The sequence below is a fragment of the Pseudomonadota bacterium genome, from assembly GCA_010028905.1.
Lineage (GTDB): Bacteria > Vulcanimicrobiota > Xenobia > RGZZ01 > RGZZ01 > RGZZ01.
Window position 1 is genome coordinate 1 of the sequence record RGZZ01000024.1, and the last position, 23752, is coordinate 23752.

Sequence of the window (23752 nt, forward strand, 5' to 3'; positions counted from 1 at the left end):
ACGGCTTCTCGCAGATGTGCGAGCTGCGCCAGATGGCCACGACCCGCGAGGCCGAGAGCGGCAGCCAGACCTGCAGCAACGGCTTCGACTACGACCCCGTCCAGATCGAGCGCCTCGACGACGCGAAGCAGTGGACGCCGGGCTCGTCAAACCTCTCCGGCACCGACGCCAACAACCACATCAACGACACGTACGACAAGCTCGACAAGGACATGACCCGCTACCTGGGCGAGCCGCGCGTCGCCAACTGGATGACCTTCGGCAAGTACGCGTCGCGCGAGGCGGGTGAGCAGATCCGCAACCTCGAGAACGTCGAGAAGGCCGAGAACCTCGACACGGCGGCCGCCGGCGACGCGTTCAAGGGCATGGCCGACAGCCAGCCCCTCGGGCAGGCCGCCCGACTCGTGGGTCACAAGGTGGCCGAGAACGCCGCCCGTCAGATCGACACGGCTGTCGATGGAGACCTCGTCGGTGCCGTCACCAATACCGTCAAGGACACCGCCAGCGGCACGTTCGACACCCTGCACACGATGCGCGACGCGCTGGTCGAGGGCAACACCGAGATCTACAAGAACATCGCCCCCGCCTACGACGCCTTCCTCAGCGGTGAGGCCGACCCCGGCAAGGGCGGCATGCAGGCCCTGAAGGACGCCGGGTACAGCAAGGGCTCCGAGAAAGACCCCCAGGGCTTCGTGACCCAGGCCTTCGAGCGCTACAGCCAGGCGCGCCAGAAGGGGCTCGAAGCCGAGCAGACCTCCGACCCCGCCGCGCGCCAGCAGCTGCTCGACGAGCGCAAGCACCTGATGAACGAGGCCAACCTCAACATCGGCCTGCAGGAGCAGATGACCATTCTGCAGCGCCCCAGCATCTACGGCAACCCCCAGATGCAGGACGCCCTCGGCGCCATCGGCGGCACCATGTCGCTCACCGACGCCAACGGCAAGCACGACCTGCGCCCCGACGGCAAGAACTGGTCGGGCTTCGCCGACCGCATGGGCCTGCGCCCCGCCGAAGACGGCGACCCGAACGGCATCGCGGTGCGCGACCATCACGGCGTGACCACGACCTGGGTGCCCGACCCCAGCCAGAAGGGCACCATCTACGAGTACTTCACCCAGAACGTCGACGGCCCCGCCGCCGAGCGCCTCACCGAAGGCTCGCCGCGTCCGCTGTGATGGGGTCGGGCGCTTCCGCCCCCTGTTCGGTTCCACTGCACCGAACAGCGCGGTACAAGAAAGGCGTCATAAACAAACTGCGCGGTGTTCGACGCAATTGCGACCCGAACACCGCGCAGCGCGCGCCACACACGGGGGGGAGACGGCGTCAGGCGGGCTGCAGCGCCGTCATGCGGTTGAAGTCTTCGATGCGCGCGTCGAGGGCGTCGGTGCCCTGCTGCATCGAGGTCCAGTACTCCGGGTCGTACCACTGGGCCTGGATCTCCTTGTGGGTGCGGCCCTGCTGCTCGACCCAGGTGTAGTACTTGAGGTTGTGCACACGCTTGCGGTCTTGATAGGTGAGCTCTTGCAGATGGTCGATGCCCTGGCCGAGCATGTAGCGATGGAAGCTGACGGCGGCGTCGGTGGCGGTGAACGCGCCCCGCTCGGCGGTGAGCTCCTCGAGGCGGCTGTGGTACATGGCCACCGAGTCGGTGAGCACGGTGACCAGGGTGTCGCTGCTCGTGAGCTCGTAGTACTTCGCCATCTTCACCGCCGCGAGCACGTTGGCGATGCACGAGATGCCAAGCCACGGCAGGCGCTCGACGAGCGGCTCGGGCACCCCCTGCGCACGCAGGTACGCCACGCCGGCCGGCTCGTTGAAGAGGCGCAGCAGGCTCACTGGCGCCTCGTCATCGACCGCCACGATCATGTCGGTGTTCTTGACGTTGTGGATCCACGGCACGTGCTTGTCGCCGATGCCCTCGATGCGGTGCTCGCCGAAGCCGTTGCTCAGCAGGGTAGGGCACTGCAGCGCCTCGCTGGCGGCGATCTTCGAGCCCGGGAAGCGGTTCTTGAGATAGTCGCCCGCCGCGATGGTGCCCCCTGATCCCGTGGCGCTCACCATGCCGCGATAGGTGCCGCCGGCGGACAGCGCCGCCTCTTCCATGGCGGGTCCGGTGACGTGGTAGTGCCACGTGTAGTTGCCGAACTCCTCGAACTGGTTGAAGATGACGAGGTCCTGGCCGCTCTTGCGAAGCTCCCAGCACTTGTCGAAGATCTCCTTGACGTTGCTCTCGGAGCCGGGGGTCTTGATGATCTCGCCGGCCACCTGCTGCAGCCACTCGAAGCGCTCGCGGCTCATGCCCTCGGGGAGGATGGCGATGGACTCGCAGCCCAGCAGGGCCGAGTCGTAGGCGCCGCCGCGGCAGTAGTTGCCGGTCGAGGGCCAGACCGCCTTCTGGCGCGTGGGGTCGAACTGCCCCGTGACCAGCCGCGGCGCGAGGCAGGCGAAGGCGGCCCCCACCTTGTGCGCGCCGGTGGGAAACCACTTGCCGGCCAGGGCCACGATCTTGCAGGGTACCCCGGTGATCTCGGGGCCGAACACGAGCGCGTTGACCGGGCCGAACCCGCCCCCGTGCTCGGTGGGCTCGTTGTGCCAGCCGATGCGGAAGAGATTGAGCGGGTTGATGTCCCAAAGCCCGACGTGCTTCAGCTGCGCCACGATGGACGACGGAATCAGGCTGGGATCGCGCATCTGCTTGAAGGTGGGTATCACGATGCCGCGCTCGCGGGCGCACTTCACCGCCCGCTCGAGGGGCTCCGGATGCACGGTAAGATCGATCACGTCGTAATCCTCCACTCTCAGCCTGGGTCGTCGAACGAGAGATTCTTGCGCAGCGGTCTCGCTTCCTGGGTACGCCTTTGACGAGCCCGTCCATGCAACGCAAAAACGGCTTTACATCGGGAAGCAGACTGCGCCATAAACAGAATTTTGTTGCCATTGCGCCATTTCGCACATAGGAACCCGTCCCCCCGCTCCGAATTGCCTGTATCAAGAAACTCTTGAGAATGGTGCTTCCCGCCATGTCGAGTGACTCCGCCCCTCCTTCTTCCAGCACGACTGCGCGCCGCAACTGGACCTGGCGCGCCTTTGTGGTCATCGTGATCGTGCTCATCTGCGTTCAGGTCTTTGTGCTGTTCCGCATCCTGCGACCGCCCTCAGGTCCGGGCGACCTCAACGCCATCGGGTCCGGAGGAGGGCCAGGGGGGGGCGGCATGTTCGGCGGGCCTCCCCCGGGCGGACCGAACGGGTCCGGCGCCCCATCGTCGCAGTCCATCCATCTCTTCGGTTGGGCCCCCACGCCGGACGAGCGCCTGGCGACCTTCGCCGGGTTCGTCACGGCCGTGCAGATGTCGAATCACAAGCTCACCGACGAGCAGCGGCAGAAGCTCGAGCTCCTCACCAAGGACTATGCCGAGACCGTGTTGAGCCTCGCAACCGCCACCGCGAAGATGTTCACCGCGCTCGAAGAGGGTCAGCAGATGATCGTCGCGACGAAGATGCCTCCTCCTGGCGCCCCTCCCCCTCCAGGAGGAGGGGACAATCCCGTTCTCATGAAGTTCATCACGTACGTCGAGAACACCGCGGCACCGTCACCAGCGACAACAAGCTCCAGCGCCCCCGACCTCGCCTCGGCGCGCGTGCCCCACGTTCCCGGATTCGCGCTCTGCGCCGGGCTGGCCGCACTCGAGACCTCATCGAAGCCCCTCACCGCTGAGCAGTGCCGAACCATGCTGCCCCTGCTGAAGTCTCTGCCAGAGAACTCGAAGAAGCTGTTCGAGCTCGAGAACAAGCTGCAGCGCGTCTTCACCCCCGAGCAGTTAGAGGTCAAGGGGCTGCAGTCGTGCGACGCTGTCGGGCGGCTGCTGGTGAACAGCCTGTCGGCCAGAAAGTAGGGGCGCGCCGCTCGCAGCGCATCCCCCTGTCTGCTCCGAGAGGTTGGCATACCTGCCTCCCCGAATGCGCATCGCATCGATGAATCTTCGGAGAGCGGCGCTTGGTCTGGCTGCGTTGAGTCTTTGCCTGCTCGGATTCCGCGCGCGCCTGGGCTCTCTCCCTGCACGCCCTGCCGCCCCCGTCACGCCAGAGCGTCGTGCAGGACTGCTCTACGGCGCATGGTCACGCGACGGATTTCAGTGGAACGCTCCAGCGATGCTGGCGCAGGCCTGCGAGAACCCGAAGCTCGCCTGGATCGATCTCCGTCCCCACGTGCTGGTCGACGCACCCGCGCACGGCGGCATGTATCGTGCCGAGATCGGTCTCAACGGCGCGGGCGGCTACCATCTCGGCCCGCTTGTCGCGCTCTCCATCGACGGAGAGCGCGACCCCCATGGAGAGCCTTGCCTGATGCGTCTCCCCTCTGGCCGCTACCGACTCTACTACACTGCCTGGAGCGCGTCTGGCACCGAGATCAGGAGCGCCGCCTCAGACGACGCCATCCGCTGGACGCGCGACCCGGGTGCACGGCTCAGCGATGGGGCAGAACACCCGGACATCGTGCAGGCTCGATCGGGCCTCTACCGCCTCTTCTACACCCGTCACCGAGCGCGCATCGAGAGCGCCGTCTCACGCGACGGCCTGCTGTTCGAAAGCGAGACCTCGCCCAGGCTCGTGGGAGAAGCCTCCTCGACCACCATCACCCCTCTGCTCACCGATGCCACGCGGGGCGAGTACCGCGTGCTCTACGAGAACGACGGGAAGATATGCTGTGCCGTGTCGTCCGACGGCGAAGCGTTCGCACTCGAGAACAGCTTCACCGTTTCGATCAACAAGGCGCTGAGACACCCTCGCTCGCCCTCACTCGCGATTCTGCTCGACGGCACGTGGCTCGTGCTGTTCACCGGAGAGCCGGGATAGATGTCACGGCGTCTGACGGCCACCGTTCTGCTCCTCGTGCTCACGAGCCTCTCGCTGATGATTCTGGTCATCACACGCCGCCCTCCCTCGCCTGGAGTCTCGAGACCCTCTCCCACGCCGCTCCCCGAGAGCCGGGCAGGAGTCATGACACCGGCTCCACCGGTGACGGCGAAATCGCTGCACTGGGCGACCTCGCGTGATCTGCGCACGTGGCGCGAGCAGCCCCAGGCAGTGCCAGGGCAGGCAACGCCGCAGCTCGCACGGCTCGACGGGCGCCTGGTGACGTTGAGCTCTGACACGGTGCGGCTCTTCATCATGGAGCAGACGCCCACGCAACGCGATTCAACCGCCATGGGGCCTCCTCAGGCACTCGACATCGAGGGAGAGAGAGACCGCTTCCAGGTCGACCCGGATCTCGTGTCGCTGCCGGGGGGAGGGTGCCGGCTTTACTACACCAGCACCCGGAGCGGCTCCGACCCTGCCTTCGACGTCACCGAGATACACAGTGCAACCCGACGCGAGGGGCGCTGGGTCCGCGACGCCGGGTATCGCTTCCGCGGCGTGGGGGTTGTCGACCCCGACGTCATTCACCTCGCTGATGGACGCTGGCGCCTGTTCTTCACCCGCGGCCCGGAGCGATTCATCGGCAGCGCCGTGTCTGTCGACGGGCTCGACTTCGAGGTCGAGCCCACAACCCGGATCGACGGTCAGGTGAGCGCCACCATTGCGACACGAGAGGGCTTCCTCATGGCCTACCAGACCTACGGCGGGCGCTACAACCAGGGCCTTCTCCACATGGCGCGGTCGCGTGACGGCCTTCACTTCACGTCCGATCCCGACTTCCGGTGGGAAGAGAAGATGGAGCAGCTCGAGGGCCCGAGCGTCATCGCGCTCCCCGATGGCACGTACCTGATGGCCTACGCGCGAGCGCAGCGGTCGTTCTGACACGACGGCGGCGACACCAAAGGCGAAGGCGCTGTCGGGCCCACCCTCGAAACGGCCCGCGAGAGCGCACAGGCAACTTGAAACCGCGCACGGCTATCTGATATGCTCCACGAGATGACACGAAATGTCTTCGGGCTCCTGGCGCTTGTCGTGGTCGCCATCGCGCTGCAGACCCTGGTCTCTGTGCGGCGCCAGCCTGCCGCCCCACCCGCGACCGCGGCGCCCACCACCGCAATCTCGCAGCCCGCCTACGCGCCGCCAGAGATGCAGCAGCCACCGGGCTTCGTGACCCCAAAGGTTCCCGCAGAAGCGCCCGGCTTCACCCTCTCACTCACGAGCGGCGGACAGGTCACCCTCGACGCCCTCCGCGCCAAAGGCCCGGTGCTGCTGTGCTTCTTCAAGATCGAGTGCCCCACCTCACGCGAGGTCGTGCCGCGATACGAGACCTTCGAGAAGCAGTACGCCAAGGCCGGGAAGCCGTTACAGATGCTGGGCATCGCCCAGAACGAGACGTTCCAGATCGAGCAGTTCGCGCGCGAGTCGAAGCTCACGTTTCCCATCGCGGTCGACACGCCGGGATGCGAGATCTCGGCGAAGTACGGCATCTTGAACACGCCCACGCTGGTTCTCATCGCGCCTGATGGCAAGACGTTGACCGCAATTCCGAGCTGGACCCGCTCGAAGGTGAACGCGCTCTCGGAGCAGATCGCCGCAATGACCGGCGCCCCCTATCTGGCCATCTCCACCGCCGATGACGGCCTGCAAGAGTGGCGACCCGGTTGAACGTCGAAGAACACGGCGGGCGTGTCCCGCTGAGCCCCTCGCTGACAGGCCCCACAGCGGACGCAGACGAGCGCGGATAGACGTTGCGCACATCCCGCGTTCTCGTCGTTCTCCTCTTCGTGAGCAACGCGCTGCTGCTCGTCGGCATCTTGCGTCACTCTTCAGCGAGCGCTCCCCATGCGCCAGAGATCTCGCCCTCAACAGCCTCCCCTTCCTCTCTCGGTGCGCCTCCGCACGCCGGAACGCCCCCTTCGGTGGGGAGCAAGATGCTGCGGTGGGCCTCCTCGCGCGACCTGCGCACCTGGCGCGAGCTCTCGTTCAGCAGCCCCGGGGTGACCACCCCGCAGCTGGTGTGGTTCAACGGGCGTCTTGTGACGTTCTGCGCCAGCGCAACCCGCCTGGCCGTGGTCGAGCTCACCGTTGGAGACAACGGCTGCACGGGCGTGGGCGCACCCCTCCCGATCGAGATCGCAGGGGAATCCGCCGACATCCAGGTCGATCCGGACGTGGTAGCGCTGTCTGACGAGCGATATCGCGTCTACTACACCACGTCGCGGGCCTCAAACGACCCCGCCTACCTCGCCACCGAGATCCACAGCGCCACGTGGACTTCGGGTCACTGGGTGCGCGATGCGGGCATTCGCCTGCAAGGAGACGGTATCGTCGATCCGGATGTCATTCGCCTGAACGACGGCACCTGGCGCATGCTCTTCACCCGCGGCCTCGAAAAAGAGGTCGGAAGCGCGCGATCTGCCGACGCCCTCGACTTCAAGGTCGAGCCCGGCACCAGGCTGAACGGGCAGGTCACCTCGACCATCGCCGTAGCGGACGGCTATCTCACGGCCTACCAGACCTTCGGCGGACGCTACAACCAGGGGCTCCTCCACCTTGCGCACTCTGATGACGGATTCCGCTTCACGCCGGATGCGCGCTTCACCTGGGAGGAGAAGAACGTCGCCACCGAGGCGCCCAGCATTGCTCGCCTGCACAACGGAACACATCTGCTCGCCTACGTCACGTCAGCCAGCCGCCGCCCAGCTCAGGGTGTGCGGTAGGGCTCAACCGCCCGCAGCCACCCCAGCTCCGAAAGACGGGAAGCAATCGCGCGCGCCGCGGCCTTGTTGCCCTCGGGCGTGAGATGAATCAGATCGCGGGGCTGGAAGAGAACGTCTTCTGAGAGACCAGAAGCGCCGAGCGCCGCCCCCATGTCGAGATAGCCCAAGCCGACGCGCTGGGCGAGGGCGGCGTGGGTCGCGCGCATGGCCTGCATGGGGGCCGGATCGGTGAACGACGGGCGCGTGGCCTCATCGATGAGCAGCACCTTGATCGAACGCTCACGCGCATAGGCGGCGAAGATCGTCAGGTTGTCGACAGACATGGTCAGGCTCGCGGTCTCGGCGGCGTCGCGCCCCGGCACGACAGCCATGCCCTCTGTCGGATGTGGCGCCCACCCACGCAGGCGAAACGACAGGTAGCGATAGGTGGCGCTTCGATACAGAACCGAACGAACGCCATCGATGAGTCCTCCCTGGCGGAAGACGGCCCGCGCCGCGTCCGGCTGGAGCAGGCGATAGGGCTGGAGACCCGTTCCGCCGCGCTCTCGCGGGAGATCGTTCACGCCGCACATGATGGTTACGATGTGCGGCCGGTACACGGGCTCGAGCTCAACCAGGAGGGCTGTCATCTCGCAGGTGGTGAACGATGGCCACCCCGCGTTGTAGACGCGCACCGACGGTCGCTCGCGGAGGAGCAGGGGCTCGAGCTGCACCGGGTAGCTGCTGGCCTCGTCGTTGCGCCAGCCATAGGTGACCGACGAACCGAAGCACATGACCCGCACCTCGTCAGGCGGAAACGTCGACGGGGGATCGACCCCGCGCAGACCATGACGGTTCAGGCGCTGCGACGCCAGAAACGCCCGCGAGGGAGAACGCCCTCGAATGGGATCGAGCCGCCAGATCGCGTTTGGGCTCTCGAGGTTCGACGCATAGAGCAGGTTCTGGCACAGCAGCTCGATGTTGAACGCCATGAGCAAGAACAGGCCGAGCTGCAGAGCGGCGCGCGGCCAGCGGCGTTTCGCCGGCGGGGGCCGTTCTGCCCTGCTGGGCGCGCTCACCGCGTCGACCGCGGTGAGGACGATCGCGCCACGGGAGAGAGCCATCCCAGCGTCTCGAGGCGCGTCGCGATGATGCGCGCCAGCTCTTCGGGCTGCCCGCTAGACAAGAAGGCGGCCTCGAGATCGAGATAGGCAAAGCCGAGACGCTGGGCAAGCGCCGCGTGAGCGGCCCGCAGGTGTTCGAGATACGCCCGTCTCGGCGCCGACTGCCTCCAGGCCTCATCGACCAGCAACATCTTCAGTCCTTTGAGACGCGCGAACTCGGCGAAGATCTTGAGGTTGTCAACCGACATGGTGAGGTGCGAGGTCTCGGTGGCGTCGCCCCCCTTCACCAGGTCCATGCCGTCGGTGGGATGCGGCTTCCATCCTTTGATGAGATAGGTGAGATAGCGGTAGGTGGCGCTTCGGTACAAGAGCGAGCGCGTGCGGTCGACGTAGCCGCCCTGCTCGAAGATGGACTGGGCCGCCTTCGGCTGCAGCTCGCGATAGGGCTGAAGGCCCGTGCCGCCCGCCTCCTGCGGGAGGTCGTTCGAACCGCACACCAGCACGACGATCTGCGGATGGTACAGGGGCTCGATCTCGACCAGGAGGGCGGTCATCTCGCACGTGGTGAAGCCCGGACAGCCCGCGTTGTAGACGTGGACGTCGGCACCCGCTCCTGCAAGCCTCTCTTGCAGGAACCGAGGGTACGTCTCCGGCTCCTTGACCCGCCAGCCATAGGTGACCGAGCTTCCGAAGCAGACGATGCGCGTCTCGCCAGGCCGGGGCGCCGTGACCGGCTCGAGGCCTCGAAGGCCGTTGGTGTTGAGACAGTTCGCGGCGCTGTAGTTCTCGACGAGACGCCGCCCACGAATCGGATCGACCCGCCACACGGCGTCCGGGCTCTCGAGCTTCTGGGCATAGAGAAGCCGCTGGCTCAGCAGCTCGATGTTGCCCGCGAGCAGCACGAACAGGGCCACCTGAAAGACTGCGGGGCGCTTCAAGAAGGCGAGAAGGCGTTGTCGCACGCGCCGGGATGTTCGATTCACCCGTGAAGCGACCCTCTCACCGAGACTTGAAAGGTGACCGGCGCGGTGCTATCCTGCCATCGTGCGCAAGACCGCCCTCACCCTCGCCTCCCTGATCCTGGCGCTCGCCGTGGCGCAGGCGCTCACGATCGCCCCCGCCACCGCACCGCCGCGCGAAAGCGCCGCAGCTGCTACCCGCGGCTTCCCGATGCCTTCCCCGGAACCGCTCCCATTGAGCGACCCGACCCTGCTGCTCGAGACGCGGTTCTTCGAGATGGTGAAACCGTCTGCGCGTGAGTCGCAATGGCGCAGCATTCCATGGATGACCCGTCTGTGGAAGGCGCGCCTGCGCGCCGCCGAGGAAGGGAAGCCCCTGCTCCTGTGGTGCATGGATGGCAACCCGCTGGGCAGCACCTGACCCAACGGGCTTGCGAGCCGTGTGCTCGCCTTCTCTGACCCGACCGTCATCGACCTGGCCCGGAACCGCTTCGTCGCCGTCGCGTGCAACGACCTGCGGCTGCTGCGTCAGCGCGACGCAGAAGGCGACTTCTTCCGTGGCCTGGCAGCCCAGACCCCGGCGTCCTTTCGGGAAGACCCCTCACGTCAGGGCATCTACTGCTGCTCGGTCGATGGCACGCTGCTCAGCTGCGTGCGCCACATGAGCGACACGATGGACGTGGTCGGCACCCTTGAGACCGGGCTGCGCCTTCACCGCGCGAAAGCGTCCCCCTCGGGCGGATCGCGGACAGACGCCTTCCGCTCCCTCACCCCAGACCCCATCGCGCAGCCCACCCCTCCGCCCGGCGCCGTCGTGCTCCGCGTCTTCACCAGGCGCCTCGAATGGACCCCCAACGGCCCCGTGGCGTCGTCTGCCCGCCTCCCGCGTCATGCCATGTCGCTTCCGCCGCAGCCACAGCTCGATCACATGTGGCTGCCTCGTGAAGCCTGCGACGCCATCGTGGCCATGCCGATGCAGGTGGGAGCCTCGCACCCTGTCGCCGACGCGGCACTCGACGCCTTGTGCCGGCTCCATCTGGCAGACACCACTCTCAAAGGCGACCAGATGTGGTCCCCCGAGCAGGTGAGAGCACGCCAGTTCACGGCCACCGTCGAATCGGTGACCGGCGATCAGGCCACCATCGCGCTGCGCGGACGGGTGGAGTTCGCCAAGCCCTGGCGCTACAGCGCCACCGCGCTCGTGGAGGGGCGATTCCGCTACGCCATCCGTCAGCGAAACGTCGAAGACTTCAAGATGGCGGCGCTCGAACGGGTTCTCACGGGTGATCGGGGACAGACCGTGGCCACCTATGTCGGGATGGCCTTCGAGCAGGCCGACGGCAGCGACCCTGGTGACGCCATCCCCCCCCACGATCGAAGCCAGTACATGCAGCCCTGAGACGTCTGCTGCGCCTTCCGCCGCGCCTCCGCACAACTTCGTGTTAAGGCGACACTATTTGGCTGGGTCTTCATGGATGATAGGGGTGTAGCGCTGCTACGCACCTTGAACCCACCAGGAGGTCCCCTTGCCCCAGAAACGCACGCGCACCGCTACACCGCAGGGCTCCACGGAGCCCTCCCGCACCGTCGAGATCGACGGCGTGCGGCTCACCCTCGTCGACCCCGTGCGGCATGACTGCACGTGGATCGACTACAACGACTACCTCTTGCAGATGCGCGCCGCCTGGTTCCGGGCGTCGCACTCCGAGCTGACGCTCACCCCCCGCCTCGTCGGAGCGCCCGGCCTGGGAAAGACCACCCTCGCCTGTGCGGCCGCGCGGGCCGCCGGTCACGACATCTACATCATCGGCGCCACCATGGACACCCGCCCCGAAGACCTCGTGATCACCCCCGTGCTGGCGGCTGACGGGCGAGTCGAATACCGCGCTTCTGCCCTCGTCACCGCCATGATCAGGGGAGGCGTCGCCGTGATCGACGAGGCGAACCGCATGCCCGAGCGCAGCTGGGCATCGCTCGCCCCCCTGATGGACGATCGCCGCTACGTCGAGAGCGCCGCGGCCGCCGTTCGTATCTCAGCCCACCCCGACTTCCGGCTGTGCGTCACCATGAACTCCGATTCGAGCGTGTACGCGCTGCCGGGGTACGTCCAGAGCCGCCTCAAGCCCAGGATCGAGGTGGTGGCGCCGCCATGGCATGTGCAAGAAGAGATCGTGCGCGCTCGCGCATCAGGCGTGACGAGCACATTGCTCGACGACGCCCTCTTCCTGCTCAAGCAGCGCATCGACGAGGGCAGGGTCGACAGCACCCGCGACATGCTCAGCTTCGTTCGCTACGCGCAGAACCTCTGCCCAGCCGATGCGCGCCGCATGAGGGGGGCTGTGCGCGGTGCACTGATGCAAGCCGCCGCGCAGGTGCTGGCAGGCGGAGAGGCAGGCTGATCGCATGTACGACGACGAAGAGCACATGATTCACCGATTTGAAAACCTCCTGGGCATACCCTCGGCGCACTTCGAGCCCATGTTCGCGAAGTCGGCCCGCCACGCACTGCGCTACCACTCCCCTTCCGTCCTGGCGCTCGAGTCGAGCACGGTGGCCGCCGACGAGTGGCGCTGGGCCGCCGACTGCTGGCCACTTCCTGTGGTCTCTCAAGCAGGCGACTGGTTCTTGCCGTTCGTTCCCGGCGACTCGATGCTCGAGGCCTACATGGCGGCGCGAACCTTCGGGATCCCCATCGCCTTCATCGACCCGTGGCTCGAGGTGCCCACGCCCGCGCCGACCGCATCCCCCGCTCCACCGGCCCCGGTGGGCGGCGAGCTTGCGCCGCTGCTGCGCTCTCACTTCACCCGCCTGCCTGCCTTCACCCATCACGTCACCGACCGCGACCTCGCGCGCGAGGCGTTCATGGCCCGACAGCTGCGCGACCTCATGCGGCGCCACGCTCGCGTGCTCTGGATCGGCGGCGCCGCCCACTGGGAGCGCATCGTCGACCGGCTGAGGCGAGGTGACTTCACCGCGCCGCGCATGCGCAAGGCGAAGGTGCAAAGCTTCACGCGCATGCAGCTGAGCCGATCGGCCATGGTCGCGATGACGGGCCGACTGCCCTGGACCGTGCGCGGGTTTGTCGAGCGCGGAAAGACCTACGACGAGGACAGCTCTTTGCGTGCACTTGCCCTGCGGGCGACCCAGCCCCACCACACCAGCGACGATATCACGCTCACGCCGGAGCCGGCCGGACCCACCGATGTGGCACGGGTGCTGATGTACGCCCGCAACCTCGCCATGGCGCGAGGCCTGCGCCAGCGCCCCACATTCCACGAGCTCCTCACCTCCGCCACGGCCGTCATCGGCCCCTCGTACGCGGGCGTTCTCCATCTCACCGCCATGGATGACGGCCACGAGCCCCTCTCGTCTGATACCGGAAGCGACCTCCCCGTTCTGACCTGGGACGCGGATGCCCCCAAACCCGCGTTCCGCTGCGGCCATCGGTGGGTGGCGGCCGATTCGATCTGGCCGCGCAGCGGAGACGGACTGCCCCCCGTCACCGTCGAGACGGTGGTGCGACGCGCGCGTCACGAGCAGTATCGCGACCTGCCCCCGGCCCACGAATGGGAGGAAGAGCGCGCCTGGCGGGTGCACCCCGACGATGGGCGCGACTACATCGCGTTCGTCGAGACATCCACATCCGCCGCGGCGGCGCTGAGCGTCTCCGATTCACCAACGGGGTGATCGATTGGCGCAACGACAGCGAGCACACCGACTTCCTGCAAGGGAAGGCAGGCGGCGGCTGGATCGACCCGGACTTTACCTGCATCGGCAGCGCATCGCGCGAGCGAGGCCACGGCGTGGTGCTGCAGGAGCACCCCTACCACCTGCAGCGCGACCAACGCGACTTCACGCTGATCTCCCTCGATCTCCCCACCATGACGCGCGAGGGTCCGAGCTTCTACGACAAGGTCATCCTGCCGCTCTTGCCCCAAGTCGGCGGCTTGTGCGACACGGTCTACACCTGGCTCGACATCATGTTCGCGTTCTGCGCCGGCAAGCCGTTCGCCTACTTCAGCCGCTACGTCCCCAGCCCGCGGATCCACACCCTCGCCGCGCGCCACGGCGTCACCGTCGTGCACATCCCCCTGCAGTCCATTCCAGAGGCGCTGCGCGACCGCAACCGCGTGTTTCGCTACATAGCCCTGTCGCGCAGCCAGTGGGAGGCGCTGCGCGAACACCTGGGGGAGGGGTAGGGGGGGAAAGCTGTGGGCGAGGGCCATGCGATCCTCATCGTCTCCCTCTGGGCCCGCTCACGCATCCACACATGGCACTGCGGCTTACGTGCCGCGTTCACAAAAGAAGGCCGGACATCGGCTGATGTTCGGCCTTCTTTGGTGAACACACCCGGTTGACGCGAGAGCGCAAGCGGGTGCACAGGTGCGTGACGCGCGACTCTACTCACCATCCAGGCGTTTGCGAGCGTCTCGCTTGAGCGCAAAGCCCGCGTATCCCCACCTGAATCCGAACACGCCGCCCGCCAGCGATGCGAGCACGAGAAAGGGCAGCGTTCTGAGAAAGAAACCAAACTCATCGATGCCGGCTGCAAGCACGTTGATCACAGCGGAGGCTGTGAAGACAGCGAGTACTGCGCCAACCGGGCCACCCAGCAGACCACAGAGCGCCTTCTTGATGACGATGGTTTCTCCTCAATCGTTTCGACATGTTCCGAGGTGATGTGACACTCTCGGCTGTCACACTGCGGTGACGTGACACTCTCGGCTGTCACGTGACACCTCCAGCTGTCACACTGCGGTGATGTGACACTCCCGGCCGTCACGTGACACCTCCAGCTGTCACACTTCGGTGAAGTGACCGCACTGACCCGTCCGCCACGGCCGCGCAGCACGTGCTGAGGCATCGGGATGCGCAAGCGGGCACGAGGGAAGGGGTTCCATCACCCGACAACCAATTCCGCTCGACCGCTACACCACAAGGAGCCCTCGCACCATGAAGCGCTTCTCCCAGGCTCTCTCAGGCGCCGCCCTCGCCTTCGCCCTCCTGACCGCCGCTGCCCCCGCGACCCACGCTGCCCCGGCCCCCCACGCCGCGCCGGCAGCGCCAGAGGGTCCGATGGCGCCCGCCTTCGTCGACCCCGCAACCCCCAATGAGGCAAGCTTCATGAGCGCCCCTTCCGGGGTGCGCTATCAGTACATCGGAACCTACGACCTGAAGCGCCTCGATCACATCACCGGCCCCGAGCTTGATGCGTTCCTCACCGGGTCGCCCATGCCCGCGTCCGCGTTCAAGGGAAGGTTCCCCGCCGCGCGCTTCCCCGTCAGGCTGTACCGCGTGAAGTACCCGTCGGTGGTGCCAGAGCAGGCCAACCGCCCCACCCTCGCGTCCGGTCTCGTGGCGATTCCCCAGACCGGCCAACCGACCATGCCCGTCGTCTCCTACCAGCACGGCACCGTGTTCAACCGCGGCGACGTCCCGTCGTTTCCTGAGAACTCGATGGAGACGCGGCTCGTGGTCGCCCGCTTCGCGTCACAGGGGTATGTGGTGGTGGCCGCCGACTACTTCGGGCGCGGCCTGTCGACCGAGCCGGACAGCTACCTGGTCAAGCGCAGCACCGAGCAGGCGTGCGTCGACATGCTCTTCGCCGGGCGGGCAGTGCTGGCCGCCGAGAAGATCGCGCCAGGCCCGCTCTTCCTCAGCGGCTGGTCGCAGGGGGGCTGGGTGACCATGACGGTTCTCAAGCACCTCGAGACCCTGGGCATGCCAGTCACGGCCACCGCCACCGCGAGCGCACCGGTCGATGTGTTCGCCACGGTGCACCGCTGGATCAACAACGTGCAGCCCATCGACGCGGTCTACCTGCCCGGCTGCATGGCCCTGCACCTGCAGGCGCAGGAAGCCTACCTCGGACAGATGGGACTTGCCGCATTCGCCATCCGCCCCGAGTACCTGCAGGCGTCACGAGACCTCTACACCGGCAAGATCGACTGGGTCACCTTCCGCAAGCTCACCCCCGCGCGCTGCGACCAGTTCCTGCGCCAGGAGTTCCGCGACAGCGGCAACCTCGCCGACTTCCCCTACTGGCAGACGCTCGAGCGAAGCCAGGCCTATCGATGGCGCAGCCACACGCCCATCATCACCTACTACGGCGTGCTCGACGAAGTCGTTCCGGTGTACATCGCTCGCCTCGCCGAGGCCTTTCACACGCTGATGGGAAGCGGACCCACCCAGAGCCGCTGCGCGGGCGAGAAGGCCGACCACCGTGCCACGTTCGTGCATGCGGTCATCGAAGAGAAGCCCTGGTTCGACACCTTTCTGGCGAACGCGAAGCGCTGACACCCGTCGCCTGATCTGCGCGCGGGTCAGACCGTGCGCGCGGCGTCCGGAAAATCGCTGCTGCGCCCCCTCACGGCAGCGCGGGATAGGTGTCGGTCGAGACGAGCTCGTCCCGGCCTCCGATGCAGCGCCAGGTGCGCGCGCAGATACCCGAAGGGCCGCGCGTGGTCTCGACCCGCACCTCGACCTCTGCGTGCCGCGCGACGGTTTCGTGGGTGGAACGCGGAGCCACCACCTCGACCACCAGTCGGTCGGCCGTGGCTCGGGCACACAGCCGCACGGCGAACGCGAACGGATTGGTGAAGCGCAGATCTTGCCGGTCATAGACCACCGCGGCATCACGCCCCAGCCCGACGCTTCTCACCCCGCGCGCGTGCGGAACGCGCTCGACGATGCGCAGACCTGCGAGCAGCGCGGCGTTGTACACCGTCGACGACAGCTGACAGATGCCCCCGCCCGTGGTATCAGCCACGCCCCCCGCCGCATAGCCCGGCGCCTTCTCGTAGCCGCGCTCGAGACAGCGACGCCCCACGGCCTGGTTGAACGAGAACGTCTCGCCGGGCAGCACCACCCGTCCGTCGATGCGAGCCGCCGCCGTCTCGATGTTGGCGCGCTGGGCAGGGCTGCGATCGGCGAGGTCGGTGGTGAACGACGCCAGCGCGACCTGCGCTCCGATCCAACGCGCCGACGCCGCCGCCCCCAGCACGAGGGCGAGGGCGCACAGCACGCTCGCGAGCAGCAGCGCGCGCGCCTTCTTCGAGCTCGTCACGACTTCATCGCCTCGCGCCACCGTCACGGCGCCTTCGACGGCCATCACGGCTTGCTCCCCTCACCAGACACCGTGAATGATGCCTCTGCCGACGTGCCCCGCACCTCCGGCGTGTACATGAGATAGGCTTCAGCAGGGCGCACGTGATAGACCCCGGAGGCCTCGGCGCGGATCTCGTAGACCATGCGGTGAACACCCGGCTCGAGCCGGGAGGCGAACATCGAGAGCGCGTCGTCGTGGGCCTCGCGACCCACCCAGCCCGCGAGGCCCGTGCTCCGGGTCGCCTCGGCCTCAGTCATCTCGCAGCCGGGGATGAGCTTGTCCTCGATGATGAGGTAGCTCACGGGCTGCTTGTTCTTCACCGATACGGTGACACGGATGCGCGCCCCCACGGGCACCGACGCGCCTGGCGCAAGCGCGATCGCCTCGGTGTAGAGGCGCCCCTTCTCGTCCTTGCGCGTCTCGAGACGAGCGTACGCGCGCTCGACGATGAGCCCGTGATCCTCGCCCGCGGACGCCTCGGCGGTGATCAAGCTCTCGAGCATGGCCGAGACGTAGACGGTTCCCCCGCCGACGCGCCGCGTCTCGATGACGTTCTCACCGGCACGCAGCATCGATGAAGGCACCGAGATCACGCCGCGCTCGCCCAGCAGCGGGCCATCGATGGGCACGTCTGCCACGAGGGCGCCGTTCACCCGCACCTCGGCGCTTCCGCGCGGTGCGCGCTCAGCAGGGCGTGACCTGGCGATCTCGGTGAACACGTCGATGACCGCCGCGGTCGATCGCGTGCTCGACCAGGCCCCGCCCTTGCGATACGCCACGAGCCAGCGCACGACCCGATCGACCTGGGGCGACGTGGGCTCGACCATCAGCAGGGCCCGCAGCACCGCGCTGGTGGTCTCGACCGGATCATCGAGCCAGCCGTAGCCGAGGGTCTTCGACTCCCAGTGCGCCTGGGTCTCGGTCTCGTCGACCCGCTCGCGTATCTTCTCGAGCAGGGCCCGGGCGCGCTCCTTCTCGCCCACGCGCCACAGCGTCTGCACCAGCAGCGCCTGGGCGTGCACCGTGAGCGCGTCGGTGTGCCGCTCGATCTGGAGGGCGAGGGCATGCGCGTCGACACCCACCTCATCGAGCACGCGGGCCTCATACGCCTTCACGTTCCACAGGGTGCGCTGGCGCACTTCGCCCGACCCCTCGCGGAACTCGCTCACGTCCTCGGCCACGAGCCTGCGCAACGCGTCGAGACCGCGCTTGTACACGTCGTCTCTCACCGCGAAGCCCGCCTCGCGGGCGCGGTGGAGACCGCTCACCACATAGGCGGTGCAGTACGGGTTGTCTGCGTCGTCCTTCCACCAGCCCCAGGCGCCGTTCTCATGCTGCATGTCGTAGATGCGATCGAGACCGCGCGCGATCATGTCGGGCAGCCGACGCTCGAGGGCGCTGTCGCGCACCCCCTGTTGCTCGAGCGCGCGCTTCACCACGAGGTCGGGAATGAAGGCGCTCATGGTCTGCTCGACGCAGCCATAGGGGTAGGAAGCCAGGTAGTCGAGCCCCTGCATGGCCGTTGCGATGAGCGATGGGGCGAGGTGAACCGTGAGCCGCGAACGCGACACATCGGCATCGCGTGGCACAGTGAGGGGCAGCGAGAGCGTGGGAGAGGCCTGCCCCGCCGCCGTGCCGACCCGCATCACCCCGTGAGGCAGAATGGGGAATGACAGCGCCATGGCGTCGCTGCTGTGATCTCCCCGCGCGGTGACGGTGACCTGGGCGGTGCCCGCCTGCTTCGCCTCGACCCGCCACGCGAACCGATGGGCCTCATGGGGCGCAAGGGTGGCCGACTGCTCTTCCGATGTGAGGCGCAGACCCTCGACCGTCATGGCCGCCCGCACCGGCTCCGCGGAATCGGTCTCGTTGTGCACCACGGCCGATAGCTCCATCGCGTCGCGCTCGACCATGAAGCGCGGCGCCTCGAGGCGCACGAGCAGCGGCTTGCGCGACGTGATCTCGGCCGTCGCCTCACCCACCTGGTGATCGAGGGTCACCGCCCGTGCGGTGAAGCGCCAGGCGGTGATGTTGTCGGGCAGCGCAAACGTGACCTCGACGTTGCCGTCAGCGTCGGTGCGAAGCGCCGGCGCCCACCAGGCGGTGTCGCGAAAGTTGCGACGCACCCGCGGGTCGTCTTCCTTGTTGCGCCCGCCAGAGTAGTCCGGCGCGAACGAGTACTCGGTGCGCACGCAGCTGGGCTCGATGCCGTAGAAGAAGTCGTGCATCTTCTCTGCGGTGTCCGGGGCGAGGGCGTAGATGGCGGCGTCGACCACGCCCAGCGAGAGCTCGGCCCGCACGGGCTGTCCGGTTGCGTTGGTGACATGCACGCGCGCCTTCACCGTCTCTCCCGGCGCATAGACCGCGCGCGCCGGCGTGATGCCGATCTTCAGGTCGTGCGCGGCGGTGTCGAGCACCAGGGTGCGCATGTCGCTCTGCAGCTGCTTTCCCTTCACCTCGAAGGCCGAGATCTCGACGCTCGTTCCCCACGAACCGTCGCGGGGCACAGGCAGATCGAACACGGCCGACGTTCCGCGCAGATGAATGAGGCGATGCTGATAGATGCGACGCCCATCGACGCACACGAGCACGTAGGCGTTGGGCGTGCGCGACGTCACCACAACGTTGGCCGTGCCGCCCGGCCTGCAGCGGGGCGCGTCGAGCAGCACCGTGAGATCGCGGCCTCCGTAGGTCTGTGTGCTGGCGCTCGTGCTCCAGACGAAGACGAAGAGTGTGCGGGTGATGGCGCGCCCCTTGCCATCGCGCGCCTCGAGATGCAGCTCGTAGGTGCCCTCGGTGGGCGGCGCCATGGTGAGCGAGAGATCGCCCTTGGCGTTCGTAACCCCCTCGCTGGTCGTCACCTCCTGTCGCTGGCGCTCGAGCGAGGTGCGGCCGTTCACGGTCTTCTCGACCGCGTCGATGCGCGCCAGGGTCGCCCGCACCGGCGTGCCGGAGACAGGGCGGTCGCCCTCGAACGCGCGCGCGGCAACGTTCACCGCCACCTTCTGGCCCAAGGCGTAGCCCCAGCGATCGGTGGACGCGTCGAGATGGAGATCACCCTGGGTCACCATCACGTCAGCGCTGGCGCTCACCGTGCGGTGACTCGGATCCTCGACCTCCACCTCGACCCAGTAGCTGCGGTCATGTCCCGCCCGCTCCGGCGTGAACGTGATGGAAGCGGCCCCCTCGGCGTCGAGACGAACCTCGCCCTCAGCCACCATGCCCCCGTAGTGCTCTGCCCGCTCATTGCCGTCGTCGATCTCGAGCTCAGCCGAGCGATCGAAGCGATACCACGACTCATAGGCGGTATAGCGCGCCTTGGCGCCGGCAACGGGTGCACCGAAGAAGTAGCGCGCGTCGATCTTCAGGCGAACGGCTTCACCCATGGCGTAGCGTGCGCGCTCCGGCTTCACCTCGACACGGTATTCCGGCTTGCGGTACTCGGCCACCTTGAAGCGCGCGCTGCCGCTCGATGCGCCGATGGACGCCGTGACGTTCCAATCGCCGAGGGCCGCGCGCAGCGGCAGCGTCACGTCGGCGTCGAACCCGCCGAACTCGCCCACGGTGACGCTTCGCTCGGCAATGGTCGCTCCGCGGGCGTCGCTCACGCGCAGCTGCACAGACGCGCCACGCGGCACCGAATACGCGTGGTCGCGATCACGTCGCGCCACACCGCGGATGTGCACCTCGTGCGAGGGCCGATAGATGGGGCGATCGGTGTAGAGGTAGACGCGGCAGGGCTCCGCCCCACCGGGCGAATCGATGGCGTCGATGCGCGAATAGGCGTAGCTGTCGGCGCTCTGCCCCATGAGCTCGAACGCACCCAGGCCGGGCTCTCGCCACGTCAGCAGGCCGTTGGTGTCGGTCACCGCTGTGCGAAGCGGCTTTGCGCGGCCCTTCGCCTGCGTGCCGGCGCCCCCAGCGAAGAACGACAGCAGCGCGCCGGAAACCGGCTTGCCCGTCGAGAACCGCTGCGCGAACACCACGATTTCGTGCGGCGAGCGTCGGGTCACGATGGCGAGATCGGTGACCAGGAACCACGCCGAACGCACCACGTGGCCATCCTCAGACTCGACGCGCACGAAGTAGAGCCCCTCGAGCTGCGATGGCACCGTGATCTGCCCGTCGAAATCGCCGTCGGCATCGAGGGAAGCGGTGTAATGGGTCTCCCAGAGGGAGTTCTCCTCGCGCGCAAGACGCTCTCCCAGCGCCTTGCGCTTGCGCGGCTCGAGAACGTCGGCGCGGTCGGTGTGCGGGTCGAGGCGAAACAGCGCCACATTGAACTCGGTGAGCCCGTTGCCGCTGATGCTCACCTTTGGCTTCTCGTTCGCGGTGAAGACGCGCTCGCCGTTGTAGAGCGTGAACGATGGCGGCCGGGGCGTCATGCGAAAGACCACGCCCGCAGTGTCGCGCGACTCCACCACCTCGACCTCGTCATAGGCGGTCTCGTACCCCTTGGCGCGGGCAGTGATTCGCATGCCTCGTCCCACGGGCACGTCGTGCATCTGGAAGCAGCCGTTCGCATCGGTTCGCACCCAGCTTGCACCCTCTGGGTAGAACACCCGCGCCTGCGCAAGGGGCTGATTCGACTTCGCGCTCACCACGCGACCAGACACGGCGCCCCGCGCCGGCTCGAGCGACACCGACCACGAGAAGAGCGCCGCCGACCAGGCCATGACCAGCGCCAGCTCGGCGTATCCCCGCCAGTGGGCGCGAACCCGGGTGAGCAGCGCCCACACGAACAGGGTTGCGATGACCATGCCCAACCAGTGCGGTGAAACGCCAGACATCAAGGGTGCCTCCTCTTGGATGGATCGAACACAACTGTGGGGAACACATACATGGTCGCCGTCGCGCGCATCGACAGTCCGGCTTTTCCTCTGCAGCCTGCCACCTGCCTGCCAGCCGAGAGCGCTTCACCTGGCAGGAGAACACCGCCCCGCCCCGATCCTTCGACGAGCAGGCCGAGGCGCAGGGGATCGAGCTGTGAGAGCGACTGCACCCGTCGACGAGGGCCGACGATGGAGACCAGGGCCACGACCTTGCCCAGCTCCGAGGGGCGCAGCGGCGGGTAGCGGCGATCTTCAGTGGCCGCCAAGGCCGCGGCCCGGGTGATGTCGGCGGCGGCGGTCTCCTCGACCGGATCGACGGCCCCCATGCATCCGCGCACCTGACCGTCTTCAACAAGGGTGACGAACACCCCCACGCCTCGCCGCAGGCATGGGTGCACGGGCGCAGGGGCGCAGGGCTGCCCGCCTTCCCCCACGGTGATCTGCAGCGACCGCGCGGTGAGCCGCGCGATCTCACGGCACAGACCCGGGTCGTTCTCTGATTCGCGAAATGCCGAGAAGGCGTCGCCTGCGCACATCGCAGGCGTGATCGTCAGTCCCCCCAGCAGCGCGACGAGCATCATCAGCACCACAGCCACGGATGTACGCCTCATTGGAGCCTCGTTCCCGGATAGTAGTGGGCGATGATCTGGCGAAAGCCCCTGCCCGCGCGCGCCATGGCCATGCTGCCGAACTGACACAGGCCCGCGCCGTGACCGAGACCCCGACCTTCGAAGTGAAACCCGCCGGCGCCTGTTCGGATGCGAAACCACGGACTCTCTACAAGCCCCCATCCCAGCGCGCGCCCCAGTGCCTGCCAGAACGCGATTCCGCCCATCACCCGCCGCTCGTGCGCCACGATCTCCACCTCGCGCGCGCGGTCAGCCGCAGTGCGTGAGCGCACGCGAACCATCGATGGCGGCGAGAGCTCGACGGCGCGTCCGATGTCTGACGCCGAGAGATCGACCCGCCAGCGGAAGTGCGGAGAGGCCGCGCACCAGGCCCGCCCGTCCGGGCCGATGTCTGAGACGCTCTGCAAGGCCGGGTCGCCCCCCACCTCGGCCCCGCTCACCGTGCGCCCACCGCAGGTGCTGTGATACCAGGCAGCCACGTCGCGACCGTTTCGCCGCAGCCGCAGACCGCGCGTCGAGCGAGCCGCCTCCACCGCCATCTCGGAACCAAGCCCGCGAAAGACCTGGCAGTGCGTGAGGTCGCAGAAATCGTACCCCTCGTCACCGTGCGGCCCACAAGGGCGATTCAGCGCGCGGCCAGGATGGGCGAGCGCCACCGCGTATGCGCGCGCCGCAACGGCCTGGGCGCGGAGCGCCTCTCGGGGGGCATCGGCCATGGCCTCGGCCGACACCACGCCCCCCACATAATCCTCGAGCGTCACCGCAGCGACCACGAAGAGCGAACATCCATCGGGTGAACGCACGGTGAGCGCCCCCGCGAGACGTCGGCCAGACACACGCACATCGTCAGCCTGCAGCGTCACCGTCTGCGCGAACCGCGAAGAGGTTCCATCAGGCGCTACCTCCACGCCTCGGCCGCACGCGCGGAGCACCACGCGCGCCCCCGCGGGCCACACCAGCGTCTCGGTGCCCACACGAAGATGGCCGCCGCTGTGGGTCGACAGCGCGAGGTGGGCGGGCGCCTCGCGGGAGAGCAGCCGCACCAGAACCTCGTCGCGTGAGGCACGTGCCGGTTGCGACATCACGAGCAGCACCGCGAGCACGGCAAGCCACGGCAGCACGCGGCTCCCACGAGGTCTTGGCAATGGATGCACCGCAACCATCAGAGCGACTCCCGGCACTGCCGCAGCACCCGTCCGGCGATGGCGGCGGCGTCTCGGCCCGTGCCCTGCTGCAGAAACACGACGATGGCGAGGCGCCCAGCCGTTCCGGCGAACCAGCCATGGGTGCGGGGCGCGGCGTCGGCGCGCGCGGGCTCGAGCCATGTGGCAGTCCCGGTCTTCCCTCGCACGTCGATCCCGTCCACGCACGCGGCTCTGGCGGTTCCAAGGGTCACGGTGTCGCGCATGGCAGCATAGACGAAGCTGCCCGCCGGATCGCGCGCCTCGCGCAGCGACACCACCAGCGACACCGCGTCCCACGGC

At 67.7% G+C, this 23752-nt stretch carries 20 protein-coding genes; 12 read left to right on the forward strand and 8 right to left on the reverse strand.

Features of this window, described 5'->3' with window-relative positions:
- Nucleotides 1-1175: hypothetical protein (locus EB084_03470; protein ID NDD27308.1), on the forward strand; the 1175-nt coding region annotated here is incomplete at its 5' end.
- Nucleotides 1176-1323: 148 nt separating this feature from the next.
- On the opposite strand, the gene EB084_03475 is transcribed toward EB084_03470, so the two are convergent.
- On the reverse strand, nucleotides 1324-2781 hold the full coding sequence (locus EB084_03475; protein NDD27309.1) for a pyridoxal-phosphate dependent enzyme: 1458 nt from the start codon (nucleotides 2779-2781) through the stop codon (nucleotides 1324-1326).
- A gap of 224 nt (nucleotides 2782-3005) precedes the next feature.
- Between EB084_03475 and EB084_03480 the strand changes: the two genes are divergently transcribed.
- The 5 genes from EB084_03480 to EB084_03500 all read left to right on the forward strand — a co-directional run bounded on the left by EB084_03480 (nucleotide 3006) and on the right by EB084_03500 (nucleotide 7637).
- Complete coding sequence (locus EB084_03480) at nucleotides 3006-3893, forward strand: hypothetical protein (protein NDD27310.1); 888 nt, start codon at nucleotides 3006-3008, stop codon at nucleotides 3891-3893.
- A 256-nt stretch (nucleotides 3894-4149) separates the two neighbouring features.
- Nucleotides 4150-4854, forward strand: a complete 705-nt coding sequence (locus EB084_03485) for a hypothetical protein (protein NDD27311.1) — start codon at nucleotides 4150-4152, stop codon at nucleotides 4852-4854.
- Nucleotides 4855-5799 carry a hypothetical protein gene (locus tag EB084_03490; GenBank protein NDD27312.1) on the forward strand — a complete coding sequence of 315 codons (945 nt, stop codon included), beginning with the start codon at nucleotides 4855-4857 and terminating at the stop codon, nucleotides 5797-5799.
- 102 nt (nucleotides 5800-5901) lie between these two features.
- Nucleotides 5902-6582 (forward strand): hypothetical protein, encoded by a 681-nt coding sequence (locus EB084_03495; protein NDD27313.1) that lies wholly within the window; start codon nucleotides 5902-5904, stop codon nucleotides 6580-6582.
- Nucleotides 6583-6665: 83 nt separating this feature from the next.
- Nucleotides 6666-7637 (forward strand): hypothetical protein, encoded by a 972-nt coding sequence (locus tag EB084_03500; GenBank protein NDD27314.1) that lies wholly within the window; start codon nucleotides 6666-6668, stop codon nucleotides 7635-7637.
- On the opposite strand, the gene EB084_03505 is transcribed toward EB084_03500, so the two are convergent.
- Both EB084_03505 and EB084_03510 read right to left on the reverse strand, forming a co-directional pair.
- Entirely contained in the window at nucleotides 7622-8740 is a 1119-nt protein-coding gene (locus EB084_03505) for an SGNH/GDSL hydrolase family protein (GenBank protein ID NDD27315.1), read from the reverse strand. The genes EB084_03500 and EB084_03505 overlap by 16 nt on opposite strands.
- Entirely contained in the window at nucleotides 8692-9723 is a 1032-nt protein-coding gene (locus EB084_03510) for an SGNH/GDSL hydrolase family protein (GenBank protein ID NDD27316.1), read from the reverse strand. The genes EB084_03505 and EB084_03510 overlap by 49 nt, the downstream gene beginning before the upstream one ends.
- 61 nt (nucleotides 9724-9784) lie before the next feature.
- On the opposite strand from EB084_03510, the gene EB084_03515 reads away from it, so the two are divergent.
- From EB084_03515 to EB084_03540, 6 genes are all read left to right on the forward strand, one after another.
- Nucleotides 9785-10120, forward strand: a complete 336-nt coding sequence (locus EB084_03515; protein ID NDD27317.1) for a hypothetical protein — start codon at nucleotides 9785-9787, stop codon at nucleotides 10118-10120.
- A gap of 21 nt (nucleotides 10121-10141) precedes the next feature.
- Nucleotides 10142-11098 (forward strand): hypothetical protein, encoded by a 957-nt coding sequence (locus tag EB084_03520; GenBank protein ID NDD27318.1) that lies wholly within the window; start codon nucleotides 10142-10144, stop codon nucleotides 11096-11098.
- Nucleotides 11099-11372: 274 nt separating this feature from the next.
- Nucleotides 11373-12098: a MoxR family ATPase gene (locus EB084_03525; protein ID NDD27319.1), complete on the forward strand. Its 726-nt coding sequence runs from the start codon at nucleotides 11373-11375 to the stop codon at nucleotides 12096-12098.
- 4 nt (nucleotides 12099-12102) lie between these two features.
- On the forward strand, nucleotides 12103-13386 hold the full coding sequence (locus EB084_03530) for a hypothetical protein (protein ID NDD27320.1): 1284 nt from the start codon (nucleotides 12103-12105) through the stop codon (nucleotides 13384-13386).
- 262 nt (nucleotides 13387-13648) lie between these two features.
- Nucleotides 13649-14023, forward strand: coding sequence for a hypothetical protein (locus tag EB084_03535; GenBank protein ID NDD27321.1), 375 nt, complete (start codon nucleotides 13649-13651; stop codon nucleotides 14021-14023).
- A 629-nt stretch (nucleotides 14024-14652) separates the two neighbouring features.
- Nucleotides 14653-15996: an alpha/beta fold hydrolase gene (locus tag EB084_03540; GenBank protein NDD27322.1), complete on the forward strand. Its 1344-nt coding sequence runs from the start codon at nucleotides 14653-14655 to the stop codon at nucleotides 15994-15996.
- A gap of 70 nt (nucleotides 15997-16066) precedes the next feature.
- Here the strand turns inward: EB084_03540 and EB084_03545 are convergent, their stop codons facing one another.
- Genes EB084_03545 through EB084_03565 form a run of 5 tightly spaced genes read right to left on the reverse strand, consistent with a single transcriptional unit; the run spans nucleotide 16067 to nucleotide 23739 of the window.
- On the reverse strand, nucleotides 16067-16810 hold the full coding sequence (locus tag EB084_03545; GenBank protein ID NDD27323.1) for a vanomycin resistance protein VanB: 744 nt from the start codon (nucleotides 16808-16810) through the stop codon (nucleotides 16067-16069).
- A complete protein-coding gene (locus tag EB084_03550) occupies nucleotides 16810-21597 on the reverse strand; it encodes a hypothetical protein (GenBank protein ID NDD27324.1) in 4788 nt (1595 codons plus the stop codon). The genes EB084_03545 and EB084_03550 overlap by 1 nt, the downstream gene beginning before the upstream one ends.
- Entirely contained in the window at nucleotides 21597-22250 is a 654-nt protein-coding gene (locus EB084_03555) for an AMMECR1 domain-containing protein (GenBank protein ID NDD27325.1), read from the reverse strand. The genes EB084_03550 and EB084_03555 overlap by 1 nt, the downstream gene beginning before the upstream one ends.
- A complete protein-coding gene (locus EB084_03560) occupies nucleotides 22247-23431 on the reverse strand; it encodes a SpoIID/LytB domain-containing protein (GenBank protein ID NDD27326.1) in 1185 nt (394 codons plus the stop codon). Before EB084_03560 ends, EB084_03555 begins: the two co-directional genes overlap by 4 nt.
- Nucleotides 23431-23739, reverse strand: a complete 309-nt coding sequence (locus EB084_03565; GenBank protein ID NDD27327.1) for a hypothetical protein — start codon at nucleotides 23737-23739, stop codon at nucleotides 23431-23433. Before EB084_03565 ends, EB084_03560 begins: the two co-directional genes overlap by 1 nt.
- Nucleotides 23740-23752: the final 13 nt, after the last annotated feature.